This is a genomic window from Pseudomonas sp. N2-3-1-14 (genome assembly GCF_041228395.1).
Lineage (GTDB): Bacteria > Pseudomonadota > Gammaproteobacteria > Pseudomonadales > Pseudomonadaceae > Aquipseudomonas.
This window is the reverse complement of the sequence record NZ_CP166199.1, coordinates 2,905,349-2,928,611: the sequence shown is the minus strand read 5'-3', so window position 1 is coordinate 2,928,611 and position 23,263 is coordinate 2,905,349. Positions and strand designations below refer to the sequence as shown.

At 61.4% G+C, this 23,263-nt stretch carries 22 protein-coding genes and 1 pseudogene; 13 read left to right on the top strand and 10 right to left on the bottom strand.

Annotated elements, in window-relative coordinates; translation table 11 throughout:
- Positions 1–4: 4 nt before the first annotated feature.
- The 4 genes from AB5I78_RS13540 to AB5I78_RS13525 all read left to right on the top strand — a co-directional run bounded on the left by AB5I78_RS13540 (position 5) and on the right by AB5I78_RS13525 (position 4,320).
- Complete coding sequence (locus AB5I78_RS13540) at positions 5–757, top strand: Asp/Glu racemase (protein ID WP_262206452.1); 753 nt, start codon at positions 5–7, stop codon at positions 755–757.
- A 196-nt stretch (positions 758–953) separates the two neighbouring features.
- Complete coding sequence (locus AB5I78_RS13535) at positions 954–1,586, top strand: N-carbamoylsarcosine amidohydrolase (RefSeq protein WP_242197076.1); 633 nt, start codon at positions 954–956, stop codon at positions 1,584–1,586.
- A 321-nt stretch (positions 1,587–1,907) separates the two neighbouring features.
- Positions 1,908–3,218: an MFS transporter gene (locus AB5I78_RS13530; RefSeq protein WP_369302274.1), complete on the top strand. Its 1,311-nt coding sequence runs from the start codon at positions 1,908–1,910 to the stop codon at positions 3,216–3,218.
- Between the two features lie 25 nt (positions 3,219–3,243).
- Positions 3,244–4,320: a nucleoside hydrolase gene (locus tag AB5I78_RS13525; RefSeq protein WP_369302275.1), complete on the top strand. Its 1,077-nt coding sequence runs from the start codon at positions 3,244–3,246 to the stop codon at positions 4,318–4,320.
- A 40-nt stretch (positions 4,321–4,360) separates the two neighbouring features.
- On the opposite strand, the gene AB5I78_RS13520 is transcribed toward AB5I78_RS13525, so the two are convergent.
- Positions 4,361–4,522: a hypothetical protein gene (locus AB5I78_RS13520; RefSeq protein ID WP_369302379.1), complete on the bottom strand. Its 162-nt coding sequence runs from the start codon at positions 4,520–4,522 to the stop codon at positions 4,361–4,363.
- Positions 4,523–4,620: 98 nt separating this feature from the next.
- On the opposite strand from AB5I78_RS13520, the gene AB5I78_RS13515 reads away from it, so the two are divergent.
- Positions 4,621–5,766, top strand: a complete 1,146-nt coding sequence (locus AB5I78_RS13515) for a MalY/PatB family protein (protein ID WP_369302276.1) — start codon at positions 4,621–4,623, stop codon at positions 5,764–5,766.
- A gap of 188 nt (positions 5,767–5,954) precedes the next feature.
- Positions 5,955–9,302, top strand: coding sequence for a hypothetical protein (locus tag AB5I78_RS13510; protein ID WP_369302277.1), 3,348 nt, complete (start codon positions 5,955–5,957; stop codon positions 9,300–9,302).
- A gap of 763 nt (positions 9,303–10,065) precedes the next feature.
- On the opposite strand, the gene AB5I78_RS13505 is transcribed toward AB5I78_RS13510, so the two are convergent.
- Positions 10,066–10,281, bottom strand: coding sequence for a molybdopterin-binding protein (locus AB5I78_RS13505; protein WP_003173733.1), 216 nt, complete (start codon positions 10,279–10,281; stop codon positions 10,066–10,068).
- Positions 10,282–10,556: 275 nt separating this feature from the next.
- Between AB5I78_RS13505 and AB5I78_RS13500 the strand changes: the two are divergent.
- Positions 10,557–10,634: pseudogene (locus AB5I78_RS13500) on the top strand (hypothetical protein); the annotation flags it as partial.
- Between the two features lie 7 nt (positions 10,635–10,641).
- Here the strand turns inward: AB5I78_RS13500 and AB5I78_RS13495 are convergent.
- The 3 genes from AB5I78_RS13495 to AB5I78_RS13485 all read right to left on the bottom strand — a co-directional run bounded on the left by AB5I78_RS13495 (position 10,642) and on the right by AB5I78_RS13485 (position 12,787).
- Positions 10,642–11,562 (bottom strand): FecR domain-containing protein, encoded by a 921-nt coding sequence (locus tag AB5I78_RS13495; RefSeq protein WP_369302278.1) that lies wholly within the window; start codon positions 11,560–11,562, stop codon positions 10,642–10,644.
- Positions 11,559–12,077 carry a sigma-70 family RNA polymerase sigma factor gene (locus AB5I78_RS13490; RefSeq protein ID WP_145165620.1) on the bottom strand — a complete coding sequence of 173 codons (519 nt, stop codon included), beginning with the start codon at positions 12,075–12,077 and terminating at the stop codon, positions 11,559–11,561. The genes AB5I78_RS13495 and AB5I78_RS13490 overlap by 4 nt, the downstream gene beginning before the upstream one ends.
- A gap of 92 nt (positions 12,078–12,169) precedes the next feature.
- Positions 12,170–12,787, bottom strand: coding sequence for an LpxA family transferase (locus tag AB5I78_RS13485; RefSeq protein ID WP_369302279.1), 618 nt, complete (start codon positions 12,785–12,787; stop codon positions 12,170–12,172).
- 113 nt (positions 12,788–12,900) lie between these two features.
- Here AB5I78_RS13485 and AB5I78_RS13480 point away from each other — a divergent pair, with 113 nt between their 5' ends.
- Positions 12,901–13,866, top strand: a complete 966-nt coding sequence (locus AB5I78_RS13480; RefSeq protein ID WP_369302280.1) for a threo-3-hydroxy-L-aspartate ammonia-lyase — start codon at positions 12,901–12,903, stop codon at positions 13,864–13,866.
- Complete coding sequence (locus tag AB5I78_RS13475; protein ID WP_369302281.1) at positions 13,863–14,243, top strand: RidA family protein; 381 nt, start codon at positions 13,863–13,865, stop codon at positions 14,241–14,243. Before AB5I78_RS13480 ends, AB5I78_RS13475 begins: the two co-directional genes overlap by 4 nt.
- Here AB5I78_RS13475 and AB5I78_RS13470 read toward each other — a convergent pair.
- Entirely contained in the window at positions 14,231–14,857 is a 627-nt protein-coding gene (locus tag AB5I78_RS13470; RefSeq protein WP_369302282.1) for a transcriptional regulator, read from the bottom strand. The two genes, AB5I78_RS13475 and AB5I78_RS13470, sit on opposite strands and share 13 nt — an antisense overlap.
- A 32-nt stretch (positions 14,858–14,889) precedes the next feature.
- Entirely contained in the window at positions 14,890–15,228 is a 339-nt protein-coding gene (locus tag AB5I78_RS13465; protein WP_369302376.1) for a GNAT family N-acetyltransferase, read from the bottom strand.
- Positions 15,229–15,555: 327 nt separating this feature from the next.
- Between AB5I78_RS13465 and AB5I78_RS13460 the strand changes: the two genes are divergently transcribed.
- Both AB5I78_RS13460 and AB5I78_RS13455 read left to right on the top strand, forming a co-directional pair.
- Positions 15,556–16,806: a ribonucleotide-diphosphate reductase subunit beta gene (locus AB5I78_RS13460; protein WP_034108883.1), complete on the top strand. Its 1,251-nt coding sequence runs from the start codon at positions 15,556–15,558 to the stop codon at positions 16,804–16,806.
- A 332-nt stretch (positions 16,807–17,138) separates the two neighbouring features.
- Entirely contained in the window at positions 17,139–17,363 is a 225-nt protein-coding gene (locus tag AB5I78_RS13455) for a DUF2188 domain-containing protein (RefSeq protein ID WP_179607697.1), read from the top strand.
- Between the two features lie 83 nt (positions 17,364–17,446).
- On the opposite strand, the gene AB5I78_RS13450 is transcribed toward AB5I78_RS13455, so the two are convergent.
- Both AB5I78_RS13450 and AB5I78_RS13445 read right to left on the bottom strand, forming a co-directional pair.
- On the bottom strand, positions 17,447–17,746 hold the full coding sequence (locus tag AB5I78_RS13450) for a putative quinol monooxygenase (protein WP_369302283.1): 300 nt from the start codon (positions 17,744–17,746) through the stop codon (positions 17,447–17,449).
- Between the two features lie 86 nt (positions 17,747–17,832).
- Positions 17,833–18,843, bottom strand: a complete 1,011-nt coding sequence (locus AB5I78_RS13445; RefSeq protein ID WP_242171964.1) for a zinc-binding alcohol dehydrogenase family protein — start codon at positions 18,841–18,843, stop codon at positions 17,833–17,835.
- A gap of 97 nt (positions 18,844–18,940) precedes the next feature.
- Between AB5I78_RS13445 and AB5I78_RS13440 the strand changes: the two genes are divergently transcribed.
- Positions 18,941–19,915, top strand: coding sequence for a LysR family transcriptional regulator (locus AB5I78_RS13440; protein WP_370004639.1), 975 nt, complete (start codon positions 18,941–18,943; stop codon positions 19,913–19,915).
- Positions 19,857–20,345 (top strand): DUF1289 domain-containing protein, encoded by a 489-nt coding sequence (locus AB5I78_RS13435; protein ID WP_369302285.1) that lies wholly within the window; start codon positions 19,857–19,859, stop codon positions 20,343–20,345. The genes AB5I78_RS13440 and AB5I78_RS13435 overlap by 59 nt, the downstream gene beginning before the upstream one ends.
- 124 nt (positions 20,346–20,469) lie before the next feature.
- On the opposite strand, the gene mdeB is transcribed toward AB5I78_RS13435, so the two are convergent.
- Positions 20,470–23,148, bottom strand: coding sequence for an alpha-ketoglutarate dehydrogenase (gene mdeB, locus AB5I78_RS13430; protein WP_369302286.1), 2,679 nt, complete (start codon positions 23,146–23,148; stop codon positions 20,470–20,472).
- Between the last annotated feature and the right edge of the window lie 115 nt (positions 23,149–23,263).

Here is a 23,263-nt window from a genome sequence, read left to right as displayed (position 1 = left end):
CATCATGCACAAGCCTTACCGCATCGGCCAGATCGTGCCGAGTTCCAACACCACCATGGAAACCGAGATCCCGGCGATGCTCAACGCGCGCCAGGCGATCCGCCCGGAGCGTTTTACCTTCCACTCCAGCCGCATGCGCATGAAGCAGGTGCGCAAGGAAGAACTGGCGGCCATGGACGGCGAGTCCGACCGCTGCGCCGTCGAGCTGTCGGACGCCAAGGTGGATGTTTTGGGTTATGCCTGCCTGGTGGCGATCATGGCCATGGGCTTGGGTTATCACCGCAAATCCGAGCAGCGCCTGCGCCAAGCCACTGCCGATAACGACGCCAATGCCCCGGTGATCACCAGCGCCGGCGCACTGATCGAAGGCCTCAACGTCATGGGTGCCAAACGCATCGCCATCGTCGCGCCGTACATGAAGCCGCTGACCGAACTGGTGGTGAATTACATCCGCGAAGAAGGCTTTGAGGTGGTGGACTGGCGGGCGCTGGAAATCCCCGACAACCTCCAAGTTGCGCGCCACGACCCGGCCAACCTGCCGGCCATCGTCGCGGGCATGAACCTGGAAGGCGTCGATGTGATCGTGCTCTCGGCCTGTGTGCAGATGCAGTCGTTGCCAGTGGTGGCCAAGGTCGAGGCGCAAACCGGCAAACCGGTGCTCACCGCTGCCATCGCCACTACTTACGCAATGCTCAAGGCGCTGGATTTGGAGCCAATCGTGCCCGGTGCCGGCGCCCTGCTCTCCGGCGCTTATTGACTCACCGCAAGCGGGCTTCCTGTGGCGAGCGGGCTTGTCGTGGCGAGCGGGCTTGCCCCGCGTTGGGGCGCGAAGCGGCCCCTCGTCCAGGCAATGGGATTCGTCAGGCAAACCGCATGGCCGGTTTTGGGGCCGCTTCGCAGCCCAACGCGGGGCAAGCCCGCTCACCACACACAGAGAATGAGGTGAAAAACAAATGAGCGAACAATCTGCCGACGCTAACTACCAAGGCGTCTGGGGCAACCGCATCGGCTTCGGCAAAAAGGCCGCGCTGCTGATGATCGACTTCATGCAGGGCTACACCACTGAAGGCGCGCCACTGTTCGCACCGGGTGTGGTCACGGCCGTGGCCGAAAGCGTCGAGTTGCTGGCCAGTGCGCGCCAGCATGGGATTGCGGTGGTGCACACCAATATCCGCTACCATCGCGGCCATTTCGCCGATGGCGGCATCTGGGTCAAGAAAGCCCCGGTGATGAAAGACATGGTCGAGGGCAACCCACTGGCGGCGTTCTGCGCCGAGGTGCTGCCCCTGGACGATGAAGTGGTGATCACCAAGCAGTACGCCAGCGCGTTTTTCGGCAGCAGCCTGGCCCCGATGCTGCACGCTCAAGGCATCGACACCGTGGTACTCGCCGGCTGCTCCACCAGCGGCTGCATTCGCGCCACGGCGGTGGATGCGGTGCAACACGGGTTTCGCACCATCGTCGTGCGCGAATGCGTCGGCGACCGACACCCGGCGCCCCACGAAGCCAACCTGTTCGACATCGACAGCAAGTATGGCGACGTGGTGAGCAAGCAGGAGGCGATGAGCAAGTTCAGGGAGCAATAACGATTCACCAGGAACCACGACAAAGAGCGTGGTCCGGAAAAAAACTGAGGTAGCCGCTTGGACGGCACTCATCTGTAGAAGCCGATCCCTGTGGGAGCCGGGCTTGCCCGCGATGCAGGCGCTGCGGTGTTTCAGTGACACCGCGTCGATGCCATCGCAGGCAAGCCAGCTCCCACACACCCGGCCCACAGATGGATGACCTCCAGCAGGGAAATCTCAGTCTTCTGACACTGCCTTTGGAAGTCGCTTTTACAGCACTCCGAAGTGCTGGAACAAAAGCGGCTGTATAAAAACCATAAGTCACCGCCAGGAGACACCCCAATGCCCATTGCGAATGCAGCGCCCGCGACCACCGTCGCCGACCCCATCACCACGCTCTACCACAAGATCACCTGGAAGCTGATTCCGTTTCTGTGTTTCTGCTACCTGGCCGCTTACCTGGACCGCATCAACATCGGCTTCGCCAAACTGCAGATGCTCGACCAGCTGCACTTCAGCGAAACCGCGTTCGGCCTTGGCGCCGGCTTGTTTTTTGTCGGCTACATCATCTTTGAAGTGCCCAGCAACCTGGTGCTGGAACGGGTCGGCGCGAAGATCTGGATCGCGCGCATCATGATCACCTGGGGCCTGCTCTCGGCCTGCACCATGCTGGTCACCTCCACCACGCAGTTCTACATCCTGCGCTTTCTGCTCGGCGCCGCCGAAGCCGGGTTTTTGCCGGGTGTGTTGTATTACCTGACCACCTGGTTTCCGACGCATCGGCGCGGCCGCATCATCGCGCTGTTCATGATCGGCCTGCCGCTGTCCAGCGTGATCGGCGGCCCGTTGTCCGGCTGGATCATGGGCCACTTCGACAACCTGGGCGGCCTGCGCGGCTGGCAATGGCTGTTCCTGATCGAAGCGGTGCCCAGCGTTTTGCTCGGCGTGCTGACCTTCTGGGCGCTGCCCAATACTTTCCAGCAAGCCAAATGGCTGTCGGACGACGAAAAGGCCCTGCTCGAAAGTGAGCTGCGCAAGGACGAAGCCGACGCCACCGGCAGCAAGCACAGCTTCCGCGACGGCTTCTTCAACCTCAAAGTGTGGATGCTCGGCGGTATCGACTTCTCGATCCTGCTCAGCGCCTACGCCATGGGTTTCTGGATGCCGACGTTCATCCGCAACGCCGGGATTACCGACACCTTCCACATCGGCCTGCTGACCGCATTACCCAGCGTGGCGGCGTTGCTCGGCATGCTGCTGATCGGCGCCAGCTCCGACAAACACCGTGAACGTCGCTGGCACATCATCGTGCCGTTTTTCATCGGCGCGGCCGCCATGGCCACCAGCACATTCTTTACCCATAACGTGGTGGCCACGGTGGTGCTGTTCGCCATCGCCTCGGCCGCGATCATCGGCGCCGTGCCGGTGTTTTTCAGCCTGCCGGCAACCTTTCTCAAAGGCACCGCAGCAGCCACCGGCTTTGCCCTGGCCTGCTCGGTGGCGAACATCGCCGGCCTGGTAAGCAACTCGCTGATGGGCGTGGCCATCGACGTCACCGGCAGCAGCGCGGGCGCCTTGTGGTTTTTCGCCGGCTGCCTGATCCTCAGCAGCTTCCTGGTCATCGCCTTGCCGGCGAAACTGGTGAACCGTTAACAACAATTTCTGCGGATGAATCACCATGCAAGGCTTCTTTAAAAGCTGTGCACTGCTTGTCGCGGTCGGCCTGTGTGCCGGCACCGCGCAAGCGGCCGAAAAAGTCATCTTCGACACCGATTTCAACGTGCTCAACGATGACGGCCAGGCCTTTATCATGCTCGCCCAACTGCATGCGCAAAAACGCATCGAGCTGCTGGGCATGACCCTGGTCAGCGGCAACGCCTGGGTCGACCAGGAACAGGTCGATGCCCTTAAGGCCGTGGAACGCATGGGCGTGGAAAAAGAGGTGGGCGTCTATTCCGGCGCCGCCTACCCGCTGCTGCATGACTACGCCACGTACGAGGCAGAGAAAGCGCTGTTTGGCGCCGGTTGGCCGGGCGCGTTCAAAAACCCGCGCCCTGCCTCGCCCTCGCAGTTGATCGCGCCACCGGATGGCCTGGCGACGCACACCCAACTGCGCAGCGAGACCGCCGCGCAGTTCATCGTGCAAAGCGTGCGCGCCAATCCCCATCAAGTGACGATCCTCGCCGTCGGCCCCTTGACCAATATCGCCATGGCGATTCGCTCGGCGCCGGACATCGTGCCGCTGATCAAGCGCATCGTGTACATGGGCGGTGCGTTCCAGATTCCGGGCAACACCACACCGGCGGCGGAATTCAACTGGTGGTTCGACCCGGAGGCGGCAAAGATCGTCCTGCGCTCACCGATCGAGCACGTGATTTTCCCGAATGACGTGTGCGAGAAAGTCACCTTCGACAAGTCGGTGTACCAACGCGTGGTGGCACACAAAGGCGCGATTGCCGACCTGTACAAGCACGAGTTCGGGCCGTTGTTCGACAAAGACCCCAGCTACCACAGCTTCACCTGGGACAGCTTGCCGGCGCTGTTCCTGGTCAGCCCGGACATCATCACCGAGTCCCGCGATTTGTGGGTGGATGTGGACGCAACGTTCGGCGCCGACTACGGCCGTGCGCTGGGCTACCAGAAAGGTGCACCGCTGGGCACGCAGAAAGCCAAGGTGGTATTTGGCGTCGATCAGCACAAATTCTGGGACGGCTACGTCGGCCTGGTGACGCTGCCGACTCCGGTCAAGCACTGATAAAGGGATCGCTCCCACCTTGCGTGGGAGCGATCTTCACTCAGCCTGCCAGGGCAAAGCCGCGCTGCAGATCCTCGATCAGCGCCGCCACATCTTCCAAGCCGATATGCAAGCGCACCACCGGGTTCAACGCCCGCTCCGTCGCGCTTTCACGGTCGCGTGTATCCGCCACAGTGACCAGGCTTTCAAAGCCGCCCCACAAATCCCGACGCCGTATGAGGCAATCAGCGCTGGCCTATAAAAATAATGGCGCTAGAATCAGCGCCATTCTTGCGCCTGCCTCCCTGACACGAGCCTCCCATGAGCTTTGATTTCGACACGATCCACCCCCGCCTCGGCACCGGCAGCACCAAGTGGAACCGTTACCCGCAAGACGTCTTGCCGATGTGGATCGCCGACATGGATATCGCCGCGCCACCTGCCGTACTGCAAGCCCTGCACCAGCGTCTCGACCAACACATCCTGGGCTACAGCGTGGCCGGGCCGGATGTGCGTGAAGCCATCGTTGCCGACCTGTGGGCCAAATACGCCTGGCGCGTGCTGCCAGACGAACTGCTGTTTTTGCCCGGCGTCGAACCCGGCTTCAACATGGCGCTGCACGCGTTCGTGCAGCCGGGCCAGCCGGTGGTGCTGCAAACCCCGAACTATCGCCCGATTCGCCTGGCGCCAGCGAACTGGAACCTGCCGCGTATCGAAGTGCCCTTCGCGTTGAGCAACGGCGAATACCTCACGCCGCTGCCGGCCCTGCGCCAGGCGCTGACCGGCGCCGGCGCGCTGCTGTTGAGCAACCCGCACAACCCCATCGGCAAAGTCTTCCCGCGCGAAGAATTGCTGGCCGTGGCCAACGCCTGCCTGGAAAGCGGCGCGCTGATCATCAGCGACGAAATCCACGCCGAGCTGTGCTTCGATGGCCGTCGCCATACACCTACCGCCAGCCTCAGCCCCGAGATCGCCCAGCGCACCATCACCCTGATGTCGGCGAGCAAGGCCTACAACGTCGCCGGCTTGAAGACCTGTTTTGCCGTGGTGCAAAACGCCCAGATGCGCGAGCGCTTCAATAACGCGCGTTGCGGCATGGTCGACAGCGTCAGCCCGCTTGGCCTGGAAGCTACCCGCGCAGCTTACAGCCAGTGCGGTGACTGGCTGGAGGCGCTGTTGAGCTACCTGCAGGCCAACCGTGACTACCTGCTCGACGCCGTGCACACCCGTTTGCCCGGCGTGGTGATGCATGCCCCGCAAGGCACCTTCCTCGCGTGGCTGGATTGCAGCGCCCTGGGCCTGGACGATCCGCAGCAGTTCTTCCTGGAACAGGCTAAGGTCGGCCTGAGCGCCGGCATTGAGTTCGGCGATGACAGCCAGCAGTTTGTGCGCCTGAACTTCGGCTGCCCGCGTGCGATGCTCGAAGAGGGCTTGCAGCGTATGGAGCGCAGCCTGAAAAACCGCTAAGCGACTGGCCCCATCGCCGGGGCCAGCCCTCCTCGAATCTCGGGCTGTTGACTTGCACAACCCGGTCGGATGAGCCCGTTAGCGCGGGTCGCCGGCGTTAATTCACAACGTTTCGCAACGAATGCCGAAACCCTGCTGTTACTGTTTTTGCCCATCCGTCCCACCGGCAACAGCAGGAGTTTCATGGCATGGCGACCCAGCCCCTTGATCGCTCGTCCGATCCCAAAACCCTTCCCCGCACGCCATCCAAGTCGGGCACCGCTTTTCATGTGCTGCTCAAAAACAGCGCCCACAAAAAAGTCGAGTCCCAGGACAAGACGCCATCGGGGCTCGATGCCAGCCAGCAACAGGGCTATACACTGGCCGCCAAGGACGCCACGCCACCGCCCGCCCTCGCCGACTACAAGGCCATCGGCCCGCCCGATGAAGTCGGGCCTGGGTTGATTCGTTATGAAACCCGGGACGGCCAGAAAGTCATCGTCAGCGAACAGGACAGCCCGGAGCTGTTCAAGCAAGTGAGTGCCGATTTCAAATCGCTCACGGGCGTGGTGGCCAGCCAGAACGCGGGTTATCAGAGCCTTGGCGCGGATGCAAAAGCGCCGGAAAAGCTCGCCGACTACAAATCCCTCGGGCCGCCCGACGAAACCGGCCCGGGCGTGATCCGCTATGAAACCCAGGACGGCACCAAAGTCGTGGTCAGCCAGCGTGACAACCCCGAAGCCTTCCAGAAAGCCAAGGATGACTATGCGAGCTTCACCGGCCTCTCCAGCAGCGAAGACGCCGGCTACAAACGCGCCAGCGACAACGAAGTGTGGCCGCCCTACGCCGGTACCACGGTCGGCCCCGAGGATGAAGTCGGCCCGGGCCTGATCCGCTTTGAGAGCAACGGCCAGAAGATGGTCGTGGCCCGTGACGACAACCCCAAGCTGTTCGACTACCTGGCAGGCCTGCACGAGGTCTACACCGACCCTGGCAAAAAGGCCGTGGTGGAAGGCGAGCTGAATAACGGGGCGGCCCTGGCCGACGCCAACACGTCGGTGCCGGGCCTGAATGACTACAAGACGTTCAGCTGGAACAACGACCAGAAAGACAGCATCCTCACCTACGAACTGCATGACGGCACCAAGGTGGTGGTGTCTTCCGACGTCAGCCCCGAGCTGTTCAAGAGCGTCGCCACCGCCCACGACACCTGGGACAAGATCCACACCAGCGAAAGCGAAGGCTATAAGTTGGCCGGGCCGAATGACTTCCTGAAAAACACCGACATCACGTTCGGTTCACCCGACGAACTGGGCGATGGCCTGATCCGCTACGAAACCAGCGAAGGCAAGGTCATCGTCTCCAAGGAACTCAGCCCGCAGCTCTACGATGACGTCAAGGCCAAGTGGGACGCCTCCAGTGCCGGCGCGGTCGATGACACGCGCACCCAGCACAACCTGCCCAAGGCCGGCGACCTCGACGTGCTGAACATGGACACTGGCGTGCATGCCGATGACAAAGACGACAAGTCGCCAACCTTGAGCGTCAGCGAGCTGGCCACCACCCAGTTGATCGACACCTACCGCGCCGGCGTCAAGGACGGCTCGATTCCCAAAGACGACCCGCGCGCCAAGCTGGTGCGCGCGCTGGAAGCCCAGGCCGCCTACCAGAATGGCCACGGCATTACCGGCTACGAAGAAGCCAAGCGCCCGTTCAACACCACCTGGCGCGAGTTCGATGACAAGCAGACCGAGCTGACCTCGGCCGATATGCACGACATCATCGACGGCAAGGCAGTGCAGGAGCAGATCGGCGAGCTGTTCAAAGACCCGACCGTGCAGGCCGACTACAAGTCGAAAATGGACGGCGCGATCAACAAGCTGCCAAACAAGGACGAGATCAAGCAAAAGCTCCTGGACCTGACGTCCAACCCGGATTACGTGCTGTACCTCAAGGACCTGCAAGACCAGGGCAAGACCTCTGAGGCGCAGAAAGACCTGAGCGACACCCTCACCTCACTGTCGTTGTTCGACCCGGAAGCGGCCAGCAAGGCGGCGCAGAACATTCAGGCCGACGGCTTGACCACCGACCTCAACGCGATCCTTTCGGACCCGAGCAAGATCTCCGACGAGAACAAGGAACTGGCCACCAAAGACCTGTTCGGCCTGCTCAAAGGCGTATTGAAAGGCACCCTGCTCGACCTGCCACGGCGCACCCAGGAAACCCTGGAGAAATTCCTCAACGAAGGTCTGCAGGGCAAGGAAAAATCCGCTGGTGTGACCAAGGCCCTGGAGGAGTTGGGCGAGGTCTACAAGAACAATGGTTCGATCAGCGAGGCCGACCTGAAAACCGCGCTGAGCAAACCCTATATACCGGTCGCCGACCGCGGCATGCTCGGCGAGGTGTTTCATACCCTCAACAGCAAGGGCATCCTGGGTTCTCTCGGCGCCGGCGTGACCCTGTTTTCGGCGATTTACCAATTGGTCGGCAAAGGCGGCAAGCTCGGTGAAACGCCTGCGCAGCGCATGTCCATCGCCAAGGACTTCTTGAGTTTTGCCGGCGGTTCCAGCCACTTCGTGCGCCTGGGCGACAAGATCGGCGAGACCCTGGGCAAAGGCGGCCTGGTGGACTTCCTTGGCCTGGACAAGACGCTGCCGGAAATCTGGGGCAAGACCGGCCTGCAGGAGCCGAACTTCGAGTTCCGCGTCAACGACCTGCCCTCCGATGTAAAAGCCAAGATCACCAGCGCACTCGATGCCGTGCCCGACAGCCAGTACGACGGCATTTCGAAGATGTTTGGCGAAGGCGACAAAGCCGTCACCGAGGCCACCGAAGGCCTGGCGACTCACCTGGATGACGGCCTCGCCGCTGCAGGCGCGGCCAAGCTCGGCGCGTCCAAGTCAGCGAAAATTGCCGGCTCGGTCATCAAGGTGCTCGGCCCGGCCACGGACATCGCCGGCGGGTTCGCCGATATCGTGTTGGGCGCACTGGCGATCAAAAGTGGCGTGGACAGCAAAGACCCGCTGGCCCAGGCGGCTGGCGGCCTGCAGGTGGCGGGCGGTGCGTTCGGTGCGTCGGCCGGGGTACTCGGCGCGGCGGCGCTGTTTGGCGCAGGCACCGCGGCGGCCTTGACCGGGCCATTGTTCCTGGTGGGTGTGGTGCTGGCGGTGGTGGGCGGGATCATCGGCTACTTTGTCGACCACAACAAAAAGCAGAAAGCCACCGAGAAAGAAAACGACTGGTACCGCGATCTGGCCGGCGACGGCTTATTGCAGGACAACTGGGCCGACAAGGTCGAGTACGCCCACTACGAAATCCACCATTACCACGGCCGCGACACGCCGACCGATGACAGCATCTTTCGCTTCCAGCAATCGGAATGGGAGCACTTCGACCAGACGCCGCAAAAAGGCGGGTCGTCGAGCAATCGGCTGGATGGGGACTTGCACAAGCACTACGAAGACCCCAACACGCCACCCAAGAGCCTGCCCAGCGATGCGCCCCCGGACAAACCGCAACCGCATCAACCGGGCGGCGGCGGCCCGCGCATCAACTGAGGTTCACCAGGCTGGCCTCTATCCATGTGGGAATGGGCGTGCTTGAGAAGGCGGTGTATCAGTGACAGAAAAGCTGAATGCCCTACCGCATTCGCGAGCAAGCCCGCTCCCACATTGGCAGCTGAGTACATCAGGCAGAGGGTGTACTGGGTCAAATGTGGGAGCTGGCTTGCCTGCGAAGGGATCGACTGGGTAGGCCTGATGCACCAAGGTGCCCGCATCGCAGGCAAGCCAGCGCCCACAGAAAAGCAGATATGCACTTGGTCTGACAGGCCCCGACAACCAAGATGGCTGCAGCAACGGATAGGTAACCGGTCTCCCGAGTGACCTACCCAAGCAATCCAGCCCCCACATTTGAGTACATCGGGGTAATGGGTGTACTCAGATCCAATGTGGGAGCTGGCTTGCCTGCGAAGGGATCGACTGGGTAGGCCTGATGCACCGAGGTGCCCGCATCGCCGGCAAGCCAGCTCCCACAGAAAAGCAGATCTGCACGTGGTCTGACAGGCCTCGACAACCACGATGGCTGCCGCAACGGATAGGCACCGGGTCTCCCGAGTGACCCACCCAAGCAACCCAGCTCCGACATTGGATCTGAGTACATCAGGGTAATGGGTGTACTCAGATCCAATGTGGGAGCTGGCTTGCCTGCGAAGGGATCAACTGGGTATGCCTGATGCACCGAGGTGCCCGCACCGCCGGCAAGCCAGCGCCCACAAAAAAGCAGATCTGCACTTAATCCGCTTTTGCTTCAACCAGTGGTTTACAGCTTGGCAATGGAAACTTCGGTCGACTTCACAAAGGCAATCACTTCGCTGCCCACTTTCAATTCCAGGTCGCGCACCGAGCGCGTGGTGATCACTGACGTCACGATGCCGGACGCAGTTTGCACGTCGATCTCGGACACCACTTCCCCCAGCAGAATCTCCTTGATGACGCCCTTGAACTGGTTGCGCACGTTGATCGCTTTAATGGTCATGTCGGCTTTCCTTTTGGCTGTTGGGTCAATCCGCACGAATGCGCAGGCCCTCAAAATGCGCCATCCAACCAAACATTAAAAGGAATATATAACTATTTATTTATTCAATACGGATATATAAGAAGTGTTCGCCTGGCAACAGCTGATCAACAAACTGCCCGCTGCCATCACAGCCACAGCGGCTTAAAACTGAGCAAATGCTCCGTAGAGGCAGATGGCACAGAGACTGCATATTCCGATAAAGCATGAAGGAACATACCATTCTGGAGCCCACGTTTGCCGGGCTGCGCTCGATCCCGAGCCTGGCGTGGATGTTCCTGGTGGCGGCCGAGTTGATCGCGGCCACCAAGGGTTAAAGCGTCAAACCAGCGTGCGGCTCAAGGTCACCCAATACCGCGTCCGCGCTCGCACCTCAAACCCCAACGTCTGGGACAGCAGCGTGAGGATGCGGTCGGTGTCGTCCAGCCGGAAGCTGCCGGTGACGCGTAGCATTTCCAGGCTCCGGTCCCAGCGCAATACGCCTGGGCGATAACGCGACAGTTCGCGCAGAAAATCCCCCAGCGGCTGGTTCTGTGCGGTCAACACGCCGTCGCGCCAGCCCAGTTGCAGCGCATCGAACGCTACCCAGGCGCCAAGCCCTTTGGCCTGCAACGGCGCCTGCTGCCCGCTGCTCAATGCCGCCACGTGCCCCTGCACGTCGCGCACCTGCACCACGCCCTTGAGCACCGAGACCAAACAACCGGACGCTAATTGGCGCACACACACCTCGGCCTGGCTGACGTGAACCTCGCCGTAGCGGGTGTTCACGGTCATCGACGCCGCGCCCGGCACATTCACGGCCAGCTCACCGTCTACCAACGTGATGCGCCGCTGCTGGAGATCAACATCCACCGCCGTGGCCGTGTTGAGTTGCACGCTGCTGCCATCGGCCAACGGCAGGCGCCTGCGCTCGCCGGTGGCGGTGTGCACGTCGGCCCGCCATGCCTCGATGGGCAACTGCCGGCTGACCAGCCAGGCGGTCGGCACCAGCGCCGCCACACCCAGCGCACGCTTGAGAATGGCCCGCCGCGACGGTTGCGGGCGGTCGAGGCTGGCCATTGCCAATGCCGGCGGCACGTCGCTGAAACGCTGGCGCAGGGCCTGGGCTTTCTGCCAGGTCTGTTCGTGCTGGGGGTGGCTGTCGCGCCACTGCTGCAACGCGGCGTGATCACGTTCGGTGGCCGCGCCGGATTCCAGCAAGGCCAGCCACTGCGCGGCGGCGCGCGCGACCTCGCGGCTCACAGCTCTGCCAGCAAACAATGTTCGTAAGCGTGCGCCATGTAGCGTTTCACCGTGCGCTCAGAAACGTCGAGGCGCTCGGCAATCTCGCGATAACCCAGGCCTTCGAGTTGGCTCCACAAAAATGCGCGGCGCACCAGCACGGGCAAACCGTCGAGCAACTCATCCAGCGCCTGCAGGGTTTCGAGCAGCAACCAGCGTTGCTCCGGCGACGGCACACAGGTGTGCGGAAGGCTTGCCAAGGCCGTCAAGTAAGCCTGCTCAAGACTGCGCCGCTGATGAAAGTTGACCAGCAAACGCTTGCCGACCGTCACCAGGTACGCGCGCGGCTCCTGCATCTGCGCAATCGGCTGGGCACTGGCGAGCACGCGCAGGAACGTATCCTGGCTCAGGTCCGCCGCATCCCAGGCATTGCCCAGGCGCCGCCGCAGCCAGCTTTCGAGCCAGCTGCGGTGGTCGCGGTACAAACTCGACAAGGTAGGTTCGGCGGCGTGGGTCGGGACAACAGCATCATTCATGGCAAGCGACCTGCGCGGCGCGAGTGAGTCTCAAATGAGATTCATTCTATTTAATATCGTGCCGGTGCACCATGCCCTTTTCAACATTGCGTTTATACAGACGTTTCTGCGTCGAACACTTGCCCGCGCCCGATCACACTGGCAGGAGCTAATATGGCACCCGGCGCCAGCACCGCATTGGCGCCAATCCGGCACTGATCGCCGAGCAACGCGCCGAACTTGTCGCAACCGGTGCGCTGTAACTGCCCGTCAATGCGCACCAGCACCTCCTTGTCCACCCGCTCATTGCGGTAGTTGGCGACGATGCTGCCCGCCTCAAGGTTGATCCCGTGGCCAAGCACCGAATCACCGACAAAATTGAAATGCGCCAGCTTGCTGCCCTTGAATACCAATGAGGTTTTCAGTTCGGCGCCGGGCCCGATGATGCACTGCGCCTCCAGCCAGCAGCCACCGCGCAACAGCGAGCCGCTGGCGATAAAACACTCGGCGCCGATGATCAATGGGCCCTTGAGCAAGGCGCCGGGTTCGACCGTCGCAGTACGGTGCACGGCGATTTCATCGTGGATGACGTAATCGTCAAGCGCCAGTTCGGTGAGCAATTGGCGCACGATGGCGGGCGCCTGGGCGACCAACACCCAGGGCGCCAGGTCGGCCCACGGCGCCAGCGGTGATTGGGCAAGGTTAGCGATGTAGTCGGTGAGTCGGATCAACGTCGAACCCTCGAGCCTTCAGAGAAGCTCGAAACGCTAGCATGAACACAGCAAACTTTACTATTTGTCTTGATATGGATATTTTATCCAAACACGCACACAAGGTCCGTCGCATGCAATTGCCTACCTATCAAGACGTCATCGCCGCCGCCCAGCGCCTGGAGGGCTTCGCGCACGCCACGCCGGTGCTCACCTCGCGCACCCTCAACGCCGAAACCGGCGCCGAAGTGTTCATCAAATGTGAGCACCTGCAACGCACCGGCTCGTTCAAGTTTCGCGGCGCGTTCAACGCCCTCTCGCAGTTTGATGCCCAGCAGCGCACGGCCGGTGTGGTGGCGTTTTCTTCAGGCAACCACGCCCAAGGCATCGCGCTGGCGGCGCGTTTGCTGGGCATGCCGGCGACGATTGTGATGCCGACCGACGCGCCGGCCGCCAAGGTCGCCGCGACCCGTGAATATGGCGCCAGCGTGGTGTTGTATGACCGTTTCACCGAGGACCGCGAGCACATCGGCCGTACCCTGGCCATCGAGCAAGGGATGACGCTGATCCCACCTTACGATCACCCGCACATCCTCGCCGGCCAAGGCACGGCCGCCAAGGAACTGCTGGAATTCACCGGCCCTTTGGACGCGCTCTTCGTCGGCCTGGGCGGCGGTGGCATGCTCTCAGGCACAGCGCTTTCGACCCGTGCACTGGCACCGGATTGCCAACTGTTCGGCGTCGAACCGGAGGCCGGCAATGACGGCCAGCGCTCCTTGCGTGCCGGCAGCATTGTGCACATCGACACGCCGGCGACCATTGCCGACGGTGCGCAAACCCAACACTTGGGCAACTACACCTTCCCGATCATCCGCGATCAGGTGAACGACATCGTCACCGTCTCCGACGCGCAGTTGGTGGAAGCCATGCGCTTTTTCATGCAGCGCATGAAGATGGTGGTGGAACCCACCGGCTGCCTTGGCCTGGCTGCATTGCGCCAACTGGGCGAGCGGTTCAAGGGCCAGCGCGTGGGGCTTATCGTCACCGGCGGCAACGTCGATATCCAGCGCTACGCCGCCCTGCTCAGCGAGGCGCCATGAACATCATTCACACCGCGACTGCCGCGCCGCCAGCCGGGCATTATTCGCAGGCCGTCCGCCATGGCGACACACTGTATATCTCCGGGCAATTGCCGGTCAGCGCGCAGGGTCGCCACAACCTTGAGGCGTCGTTTGCCGAACAGGCGCAGGTGGCGCTGGACAATGTGTTGGCGATCTTGAAAGCCGCTGGCGGTTCGCCCCAGGACTTGGTCAAGGTCACGGTGTACGTGGCCGGGGTTAACCACTGGCCGGAATTTGACCGAATTTACGCCGCCGCGCTGGGCGAGCACCTCCCTGCCCGCGCGGTGGTGCCGGTGCCCGAGTTGCATCACGGGTATCTGGTAGAGATTGAAGCGCTGGCGCGTTACTTGGCGTAGGTGTAGACCGCCGCGCGCGACACGCCCAGGTGCGAGGCGACAGTTTCCATGGCCCGGCGAACGTCCATGCAGCCAGAGTCTTTGAGCTCCTGCAGAAGCAGCCGCCGATCCGCCGCCTTGAGTGCCCGCGGCGTGGTCGCCAGGCGTGCGGCGAACTGGTCGATTCGCGCACGAATCACATCGGCGCCGGACGGGTCGAGGGACTCATTGGGCTGGTCGCCACTGACTGAACCAAACTGCTCCAGCATGCTCTGCAAGCCCCGGAACAACGAGAGATCGACGTTCATGCACAAAGCCGCGACGTACTTGCCGCTGGTGTCCTTGATGCCGATCGATGTGCTTTTGACCTGGCGCCCATCGGCGAACTGGTTCTGGTAGTTGGCGATGACCTGCGGGTAGTCCGGGTCGGCAATCCGCGCCAGGCCCAGTTCGGTGGCCGGGTCACCGGGTTGGCGCCCGGAGAGGTTGTTGTGGATCGCCAGGATCGCGTGCTGCGGGTCGCGCAAGTCGTGCAGCACCACTTCACAGAACGGGCTGAAGGTTTTGCTCAAGCCTTCGGCGATCTGTTCGAGTTGGCTGATCAGGGTGGTTTGTTCGGGAGAGGTCTTTTTCATGCAAGACAACATATCCAGTCCTGGACAGGACGTCAATTTGGCCGCGGTCCCTCATTGCGGCGTTTCAACCATGGAAGGGTTGCTTCCAGGTAGGCCGTGGCATGGCCCGCGTGTTGGATGTGCTGCAAGGCTTCACTTAGCAAACGCGCACCAATGCCCTGCCCGGCCGCATCACCGCGCACGAACAATTTGCTGATTTGATGGCCGTCAATCTCGACGAAACCTTGCAGGCTATCGGTATACGCCAGCCACAGGCTGCCCGCGGCGATGGCCGCGCGGTACGTCTCAGGCGAGCGACCATCGAGCCACATTGCAATCTGCTCAGGGCCGTAATCGGCGTTGCACAGGTTTTCGACCGAGTTTTGATGCACGGCCAAGATGCTTTAGGCGTCTTCCTGGGCAGCTGCGCGGATCAGAATTTTTTTCATTCCCTTGGGTTTCGTGTGTGGCCAGTGAACCCAGGCTTTATAGCTGAATGGGCGCCGGGCAGCGACCGATGACCGCACATCTTGTGCGTTGACCTACTTTGTTACACACCATATAGTGTGCCCACAAACAAAACAGACCACTACATAGTGTGCAGTATCGGTAATTGCCGACCACACTATGCGCAGCATTTCAATGCCAGGTAGCCTGCAAACCGCATATTTTTGGACGGGTTAACACGCCGTCAGAACAGATCAGGAAGGAGTATTTCAATGCTGAGTTGGGATGAAGTCGACAACGAAGACACCGGTGCAGCGGTGATCAAGGGCGCCAACGCCGGGCATGCCAGCGAAGCCAACATGGACCGCCTTGACGGTGCCGGCGCCGCGGCCGCACTGGAAGCGCGCAACGTGACTGCCAACGACTCCGCCGCCATCGTGCGCGCCAAGGCCGCCCTGGACAAACTCGACGTCGCCGAAGGCCTCGCTGAGCTGGAAGGCTCCGCCGCCCGCGTCGCCGTCGACGAAAAGCGCATGATCAACTGCCGCGCCGACCTCAACCAACTCGTGCCCTTCAAGTACGACTGGGCCTGGCAAAAGTACCTCGACGGCTGCGCCAACCACTGGATGCCGCAAGAGGTCAACATGACCGCCGACATCGCCCTGTGGAAAAACCCCGAAGGCCTGACCGACGATGAACGCCGCATCGTCATGCGCAACCTCGGCTTCTTCTCCACCGCCGACTCCCTGGTTGCCAACAACCTGGTGCTGGCCGTGTACCGCCTGATCACCAACCCGGAGTGCCGCCAGTACATCCTGCGCCAGGCCTTCGAAGAAGCGATCCACACCCACGCCTACCAGTACTGCATCGAATCGCTGGCCATGGATGAAGGCGAGATCTTCAACATGTACCACGAGATTCCATCGGTCGCCAAAAAGGCCGCCTGGGGCTTGAAGTACACCCGTTCGATCTCCGATCCGAAGTTCGAAACCGGCACCGTCGAAACCGACAAAGAACTTCTGCGCAACCTGGTCGCCTACTACTGCGTGCTGGAAGGCATCTTCTTCTACTGCGGCTTCACTCAGATTCTGTCGATGGGCCGTCGCAATAAAATGACCGGCGTGGCCGAACAGTTCCAGTACATCCTGCGCGATGAGTCGATGCACCTGAACTTCGGTATCGATGTGATCAACCAGATCAAAATCGAAAACCCACACTTGTGGGATGCCGAGATGAAGGAAGAAGCGACCCAGATGATCCTGCAAGGGACTCAGCTGGAGATTGAATATGCTCGTGACACTATGCCGCGTGGGGTGTTGGGCATGAACGCGGCGATGATGGAGGACTACCTCAAGTTCATCGCGAACCGTCGTCTGTCGCAGATCGGCTTGAAGGAAGAGTATCCGGGCACGACTAACCCGTTCCCGTGGATGAGCGAGATCATGGACTTGAAGAAAGAGAAGAATTTCTTTGAGACTCGGGTTATTGAATACCAGACTGGCGGCGCGCTGAGCTGGGATTAATTAACTAGCTCAAGGCGAAACCTGGGTGCAAATAGCGTCCAGGTCTTCCCTTAAAGAAACAAGAAACCCATAGCAACCGTTCGAGCGGCTGCTATGGGTCTTGATCGTATAGGTGAACATAGCCCACCTATACGGGCCGCGACTGGGGCAAACCACAATCACGAAAGCATTTGAGGAAATGCGGGGCGTGATTATGGAGGACCTTCAAGCGGTGTCAACGGCTAATCGTCGGGGTCAAGATTTTGCACGGCGTCTTTGGCTCCAAAATAATCCGACGAGCAGGCAAATTATTTGCCCGCGCTCAGATATCAAATTTGAAGAGATCATGAATCATGTCCAAAAAAAACCAACACGTAGTACCCCATGGTAACGACTGGGCTGTAAAAGGCGCGGGGAACTCAAAAGCCACTAAAGTCGTTAGCACTCAAGCAGAAGCTATAAAGCTCGCGCGCGAAATCGCAATAAACCAAGAGAGCGAAATGTTCATTCATGGACAGAATGGCCAAATTCGCGAGCGTAATACTTATGGAGAGGATCCATTTCCACCAAAGGGCTAAGCTCAATTTCTAAAGTTGTCTTTTGGAGAATCTGGAAGCTAGCTTTTGGCCCATGGATCGCGATAAGGCGACCCATGGGCGTTTTAGTTCGACACCTGCTGCAAAAAGATCAACTGCAACGGCTCGCTGAGCAGATCATCCGCCGTGGCGGCGAATCGCTGAAAGTACGGTGTCGCAAAATGCGCGTCGAGTGCCGCCTGGTCCTTGAACGCTTCGCGCATGTAAAACGTGCCGGGTTCGTCGCGTCGTTCGAACAATACGTAATCGAGGTTACCGGGCTCCGCCCGTGTCGGTTCGATCAGGCTCAACAGGCCCGCTTTAAGGGCCTGCTGCTGGCCGGGCTTGGCCTTGAGTACGGCAAGAGATACCAAAGAGTTGTGCATGGCGGTCACTCCGGTGGGTAAAGGTGTCGGTTGCCAGCGGCTGCATCCTGTGATTATCAGCACGCACAGCCAGAGGGTCAGCGGTTTCATACGAAGCCCTCGAGGACGATCTTGCCCCGGGCCTTGCCGCTTTCGACCAGGGCATGGGCGCGGCGCATGTTGGCGGCATTGATCACGCCAAAATGCGCGCCCATGGTGGTGTGCAAGATGCCTTGATCGATCAGCTGGGCAATGCGATTGAGCAGGTGATGCTGGTTGATCATGTCCGGGGTTTCGAACAGGGAGCGCGTGAACATCAGCTCCCAGTGCAAGGATAAGGACTTGAGCTTGAGAGGCATCACATCCAGGCTGCGCGGGTCATCGATCACCCCCAGGCGACCCTGCGGGCGCAGCACTTCGATCAATTGCGCCAAGTGCGCGTCGGTATGCGTAAGGCTGGCCACATGACTGACTTCGCCTATTCCCAGCGCCTGCAACTGCGCCAGCAGCGGTTGATGATGGTCAATCACGTGGTCGGCGCCCATGCGCTTGACCCATTCGAAGGTCTCCGGGCGCGAGGCCGTGCCAATCACGGTCATCCCAGTGAGTTCTCGTGCCAACTGCACCAGCATCGAGCCCACACCACCGGCGGCGCCCACCACCAGCAGTACCTCGCCGTCGCCGCCGTCTTCGCTCACGCCCAGGCGGTCGAACAGCAATTCCCAGGCCGTGATCGAGGTGAGCGGCAACGCAGCCGCATCGGCGGCGCTCAGCGACCGCGGGCGGTGCCCGACAATACGCTCGTCCACCACATGCAGTTCGCTGTAGCTGCCGGCACGGGTCAGGGAACCGGCGTAGTAGACCTTGTCGCCCGGTTTGAACAAGGTGACGTCGACGCCGACTTCACGCACCGTGCCAGCGGCGTCCCAGCCGAGCGTTTTCGGCTCTTTGCCGAACGAGCCGGAACGCACTTTGGTGTCCACCGGGTTGACGGCAACGGCCTCCACCGCCACCAGCAAATCTCGAGGGCCGGGCTTGGGCGCGGGGATGTCCACGTCTTGCAGCGCACGCGGGTCGTCAATGGGCAGGCCGTGCTCGGTAAAAATAATGGCTTTCATGGCAACTCATGGGTGATGGGGTTGCGTGCATCATTACCGTCCCCACTACAAAGAAAAATCGACACAATGCAGCAACACTTTCACTACTGGAGTGAAAATGATCCGCATCGATGATCTTCAACTGTTCCTGCGCAGCGCCGCCCTGGGCAGCTTTACCGCGGCGGCGCTGGAAGCCGACCTGCTGCCGGGGCAAGTGGCGGCTGCCATCAAGCGCCTGGAGCGCGAGTTGCAGGTACGCCTGTTTACCCGCACAACGCGCAGCCTGCGCCTGAGCGCGGAAGGCGAGCAGTACTTGCCCACCGCCCAGGCGGTACTCGAACACCTGGAGCAAGGCCGGCAGAAGCTGCGGGGGGACGATGCGCCCTTATGCGGCACCCTGCAGATCGCCGCACCTTCAGACCTGGGGCGCAATGTCCTGCTCCCCTGGCTCACCGAGTTTCGGCGCCTGCACCCTGGGCTGACCCTGCGTTTTTTCATCTCCGATCAGCTAAGCAACCTGTTCCGCGACCCAGTGGACGTAGCTATCCGATATGGCCTCAACGAGGATGCCAACTACATCGCCCTGCCCCTGGCCCCGCGCAACCGCCGCGTGCTGGTCGCGTCTGCCGACTATGTGGCCCGACACGGCGCGCCCGTCGTCCCGGACGACCTGGCGCATCACGCGTGCTTGCTCTACCTGCAAAACGGCCGGGTCCACGACCGCTGGCAACTGGGCACGCAGACAGTGAAAGTCGCTGGGCCACTGTTCAGCGATGACGCCGATGTGGTTCGGCACTGGGCGCTGGACGGCGAAGGCATCGCTTATAAATGCTGGCTCGACGTCAGCACGGATGTGCGGGCCGGGCGCCTGGTCGTGCTGATGCCCGATCACCCTGGCGACGTGTACCCCTTAAGTTTTGCCTGCCCCCATCGCGGGCAGATGTCACGCGCCGTCACTCAGTTGCATCAGTGGCTGAGCCAGCGGTTCAACGCGTTAACCCCCCTGTCATGGATTAGAAAAACAGTCGTTATTTATGCCCAATCAAACCATCAAGACGCCCTGTGTCGGCCTATGCTCCACCGTTTACGGTGACCTGGTCTGCCGGGGCTGCAAGCGTTATCACCATGAAGTGATTCAGTGGAACGGCTACAACGCCGACGAAAAGCAGGCCGTGTGGCTGCGCCTGGAGCAGTTGCTGGTGCAGGTGATGGCCAGCAAGCTGGAAGTGTTCGACCCACAACGCCTGCGCCAGCAGTTGGAAGACCGCAAAATTCGGTTTGTGCCCCACCAGTCGCCGTATTGCTGGGCGTACCAGTTGATTGCGCGGGGCGCGCGGGTGATTTCCAGACTGGATGCGTATGGCCTGGCGTTGTTGCCGGAATTTCGTGAGCGCAACCTGACTGATTTGCGCGACGCGATTGATCGCGAGTTTTTTCTGTTGTCCGAGGCGCACTATGAGCGTTACATCGCGCCGGGGTTTCTGAAGGAGGCGTTTGGGCCAGCCCTGATTGCCACTTTCTAACATCCACCACAAAACTCTGTGGGAGCTGGCTTGCCTGCAATAGCAGTGGACGAGTCAATAAATTTGTCGACTGATACTCCGCTATCGCAGGCAAGCCAGCTCCCACATTTGATGTGTGTGTGGTTCAGGACATCCAGGAACCCGCCCGTTCTGTCTGCAAGCCATAGCGCTCAATCGCCTGCTGACACACCTCCCGCGCCACACTCCCCTGCTCCGCCAACGCTGTCAGCGCCGCCAGCACCAGGTGATGGCGATCTACTTCGAAGAAATCCCGCAACGCCGCCCGTGTATCACTGCGTCCAAAACCGTCGGTGCCGAGCACGGTGTAGCTGCAACTCAGGTAAGAAGCGATCATCTGCGGCACCGCCCGCACATAGTCGGACACCGCAATCACCGGCGCGCTGCTGGGCAAGCAGTCATTTACATGGCTGACGCGCTTGGCGTCCTGAGGATGCAAGCGATTCCACCGCTCCACTTCCCGCGCATCCCGCGCCAGCTCACTGTAACTGGTGACGCTGAACACCTCGCTCGCCACCTGCCAATCCTCGGCCAGTAACTGCGCGGCAGCCTGGGCCTCGCGCAGCAGCGTGCCCGAACCCAGCAAGCGCACTTGAGCATCTGGCGCACCTTGCAAGCGGTACATGCCTTTGATGATCGCCGACTCCACGCCCTGCGGCAGGCTCGGCTGCGGGTAGTTTTCGTTCATCAGCGTTACGTAGTAGAACTCGTCCACATCGTGCTCGAGCATCTGGCGCATGCCGTGGTCGAGGATCACCGCAAACTCGCCGGCAAACGCCGGGTCGTAGGCGCGGCAATTAGCCACACTGGCGGCGCTGAGGTGGCTGCTGCCGTCCTGGTGCTGCAACCCTTCGCCGCCCAGGGTGGTGCGCCCGGCCGTGGCGCCAAGCAGGAAGCCGCGGGCGCGCTGGTCGGCGGCGGCCCAGATCAGGTCGCCGACGCGCTGGAAGCCGAACATCGAGTAATAGATGTAGAACGGCAACATGCGCAGGCCGTGCACTGAGTAACTGGTGGCCGCTGCCACCCACGAGCTGATGGCACTGGCCTCGCTGATGCCCTCCTCGAGGATCTGCCCGTCGGTGGCCTCGCGGTAGCTGAGGATCGAGCCGATGTCTTCGGGCTCGTAGCGCTGGCCGACGCTGGAATAGATGCCGATCTGCTTGAACAGGTTGGCCATGCCGAAGGTGCGCGCCTCATCCGCCACGATCGGCACGATGCGCGGGCCGAGGGCCTTGTCCTTGAGCAAGTTGGTGAGCATGCGCACGAAGGCCATGGTGGTGGACATTTCCTTGCCGTCAGCCGCCGTGGCGAAACCGGCGTAACCCGTCACTGGCGGCACCGCCACCGGCGCTGCGACCTGGCTGCGGCTCGGTACGTAACCGCCCAGCGCCTGGCGGCGTTGATGCAGGTAGCGCAATTCGAGGCTGTCGTCGGCCGGCTTGAAGAAGCTCAGCGATTCGGTCTGCTCGTCGGTCAGCGGCAACTGGAAGCGATTACGGAAGGCAATCAGCGCTTGCCGATCCAGCTTCTTCTGCTGGTGCGTGGTCATCCTGCCCTGCCCGGCTTCGCCCATGCCGAAACCCTTTTTGGTCTGCGCCAGGATCACCGTCGGCTGGCCTTTGACCCGGCGCGCGGCGTGGTAGGCAGCGTGGATCTTGACCATGTCGTGGCCGCCACGCTTGAGGCGGTCGATCTGTTCGTCGCTCATGCCCTCGACCAACTTGGCCAGTGACTCGCTCTGGCCGAAAAAGTGCTCACGGTTGTAGGCGCCGTCTTTGGCGGCGAAGGTCTGGAATTGCCCGTCGACGGTCTGCGACAGCGTGCTCACCAGCAAGCCGTCGCTGTCCTTGGCGAGCAAGGCGTCCCAGTCTGAACCCCAGACCAGCTTGATCACATTCCAGCCGGCCCCGGCAAATAACGCCTCCAGTTCGTCGACGATGCGCCCATTGCCGCGCACTGGGCCGTCAAGGCGTTGCAGGTTGCAGTTGACCACCCAGGTCAGGTTGTCCAAGCCTTCGCGGGCGGCCAGGGTCAGGGCCGACATGCTTTCCGGTTCGTCCATTTCGCCGTCGCCGAACACACCCCAGACGTGACGGTCGGTGGTGTCGAGCAGCCCACGATGCTGCAGGTAGCGCATGAAACGCGCCTGGAAAATCGAGCTGATCGGGCCGATCCCCATGGAACCGGTGGGGAACTGCCAGAAGTCCGGCATCAACCACGGGTGCGGGTAGCTGGAGAGACCCCGTGCGCCCGCTTGTTGCCCGCCGATCTCCTGGCGGTAGTGTGCGAGGTCGTCTTCGCTCAAGCGGCCTTCCAGATAGGCACGCGCATAAATGCCCGGCGCGGAATGCGGCTGGTAGAACACCAGGTCGCCGCCAAAGTCTTCGTTGCGGGCGCGGAAAAAGTGGTTGAAGCCGACTTCGAACAAATCGGCGGCACTGGCGTAGCTGGCGATATGGCCACCCAGTTCGCCGTACGCCTGATTGGCGCGCACCACCATGGCCAGCGCGTTCCAACGCACCAGCGAGGCCAGGCGCTCTTCGGTGGCGAGGTCACCGGGAAACGCCGGCTGCTGCGCAACGCTGATGCTGTTGATGTACGGCGTGCCGTGGCGGGGTTTCCAGTCGACGTGCGGGGCGCTGCCTTCGCGGGCCAGCAGGTCGAGGACCTGCCGCGCTCGTTCGGGACCGGCGTTGGCCACAAGCGAGGCCAGTGCGTCACGCCACTCGTCCAGCTCTACTTGATCCAACGCCGTGTGATTGACTGCACTGGCGAAACCATTCATGCGCACCTCCGGGCTTTTTTTCCAGTTTATGCTGGTGCTAAAGGATTTTTTGCCTGTTATCAGGCGCAGGTTCGAGCATTTTGAGCATGAATCACTGCCAATCTGCTTTTTTCCA

Excerpts from the sequence above, each read along its gene's own strand:
- AB5I78_RS13540 (WP_262206452.1), top strand. The coding sequence starts at position 5 with ATGCACAAGCCTTACCGCATCGGCCAGATCGTGCCGAGTTCCAACACC.
- AB5I78_RS13535 (WP_242197076.1), top strand. The coding sequence starts at position 954 with ATGAGCGAACAATCTGCCGACGCTAACTACCAAGGCGTCTGGGGCAAC.
- AB5I78_RS13530 (WP_369302274.1), top strand. The coding sequence starts at position 1,908 with ATGCCCATTGCGAATGCAGCGCCCGCGACCACCGTCGCCGACCCCATC.
- AB5I78_RS13525 (WP_369302275.1), top strand. The coding sequence starts at position 3,244 with ATGCAAGGCTTCTTTAAAAGCTGTGCACTGCTTGTCGCGGTCGGCCTG.
- AB5I78_RS13515 (WP_369302276.1), top strand. The coding sequence starts at position 4,621 with ATGAGCTTTGATTTCGACACGATCCACCCCCGCCTCGGCACCGGCAGC.
- AB5I78_RS13510 (WP_369302277.1), top strand. The coding sequence starts at position 5,955 with ATGGCGACCCAGCCCCTTGATCGCTCGTCCGATCCCAAAACCCTTCCC.
- AB5I78_RS13505 (WP_003173733.1), bottom strand. The coding sequence starts at position 10,281 with ATGACCATTAAAGCGATCAACGTGCGCAACCAGTTCAAGGGCGTCATC.
- AB5I78_RS13490 (WP_145165620.1), bottom strand. The coding sequence starts at position 12,077 with ATGAATGATGCTGTTGTCCCGACCCACGCCGCCGAACCTACCTTGTCG.
- AB5I78_RS13480 (WP_369302280.1), top strand. The coding sequence starts at position 12,901 with ATGCAATTGCCTACCTATCAAGACGTCATCGCCGCCGCCCAGCGCCTG.
- AB5I78_RS13475 (WP_369302281.1), top strand. The coding sequence starts at position 13,863 with ATGAACATCATTCACACCGCGACTGCCGCGCCGCCAGCCGGGCATTAT.
- AB5I78_RS13470 (WP_369302282.1), bottom strand. The coding sequence starts at position 14,857 with ATGAAAAAGACCTCTCCCGAACAAACCACCCTGATCAGCCAACTCGAA.
- AB5I78_RS13460 (WP_034108883.1), top strand. The coding sequence starts at position 15,556 with ATGCTGAGTTGGGATGAAGTCGACAACGAAGACACCGGTGCAGCGGTG.
- AB5I78_RS13455 (WP_179607697.1), top strand. The coding sequence starts at position 17,139 with ATGTCCAAAAAAAACCAACACGTAGTACCCCATGGTAACGACTGGGCT.
- AB5I78_RS13450 (WP_369302283.1), bottom strand. The coding sequence starts at position 17,746 with ATGCACAACTCTTTGGTATCTCTTGCCGTACTCAAGGCCAAGCCCGGC.
- AB5I78_RS13445 (WP_242171964.1), bottom strand. The coding sequence starts at position 18,843 with ATGAAAGCCATTATTTTTACCGAGCACGGCCTGCCCATTGACGACCCG.
- AB5I78_RS13440 (WP_370004639.1), top strand. The coding sequence starts at position 18,941 with ATGATCCGCATCGATGATCTTCAACTGTTCCTGCGCAGCGCCGCCCTG.
- AB5I78_RS13435 (WP_369302285.1), top strand. The coding sequence starts at position 19,857 with ATGCCCAATCAAACCATCAAGACGCCCTGTGTCGGCCTATGCTCCACC.
- mdeB (WP_369302286.1), bottom strand. The coding sequence starts at position 23,148 with ATGAATGGTTTCGCCAGTGCAGTCAATCACACGGCGTTGGATCAAGTA.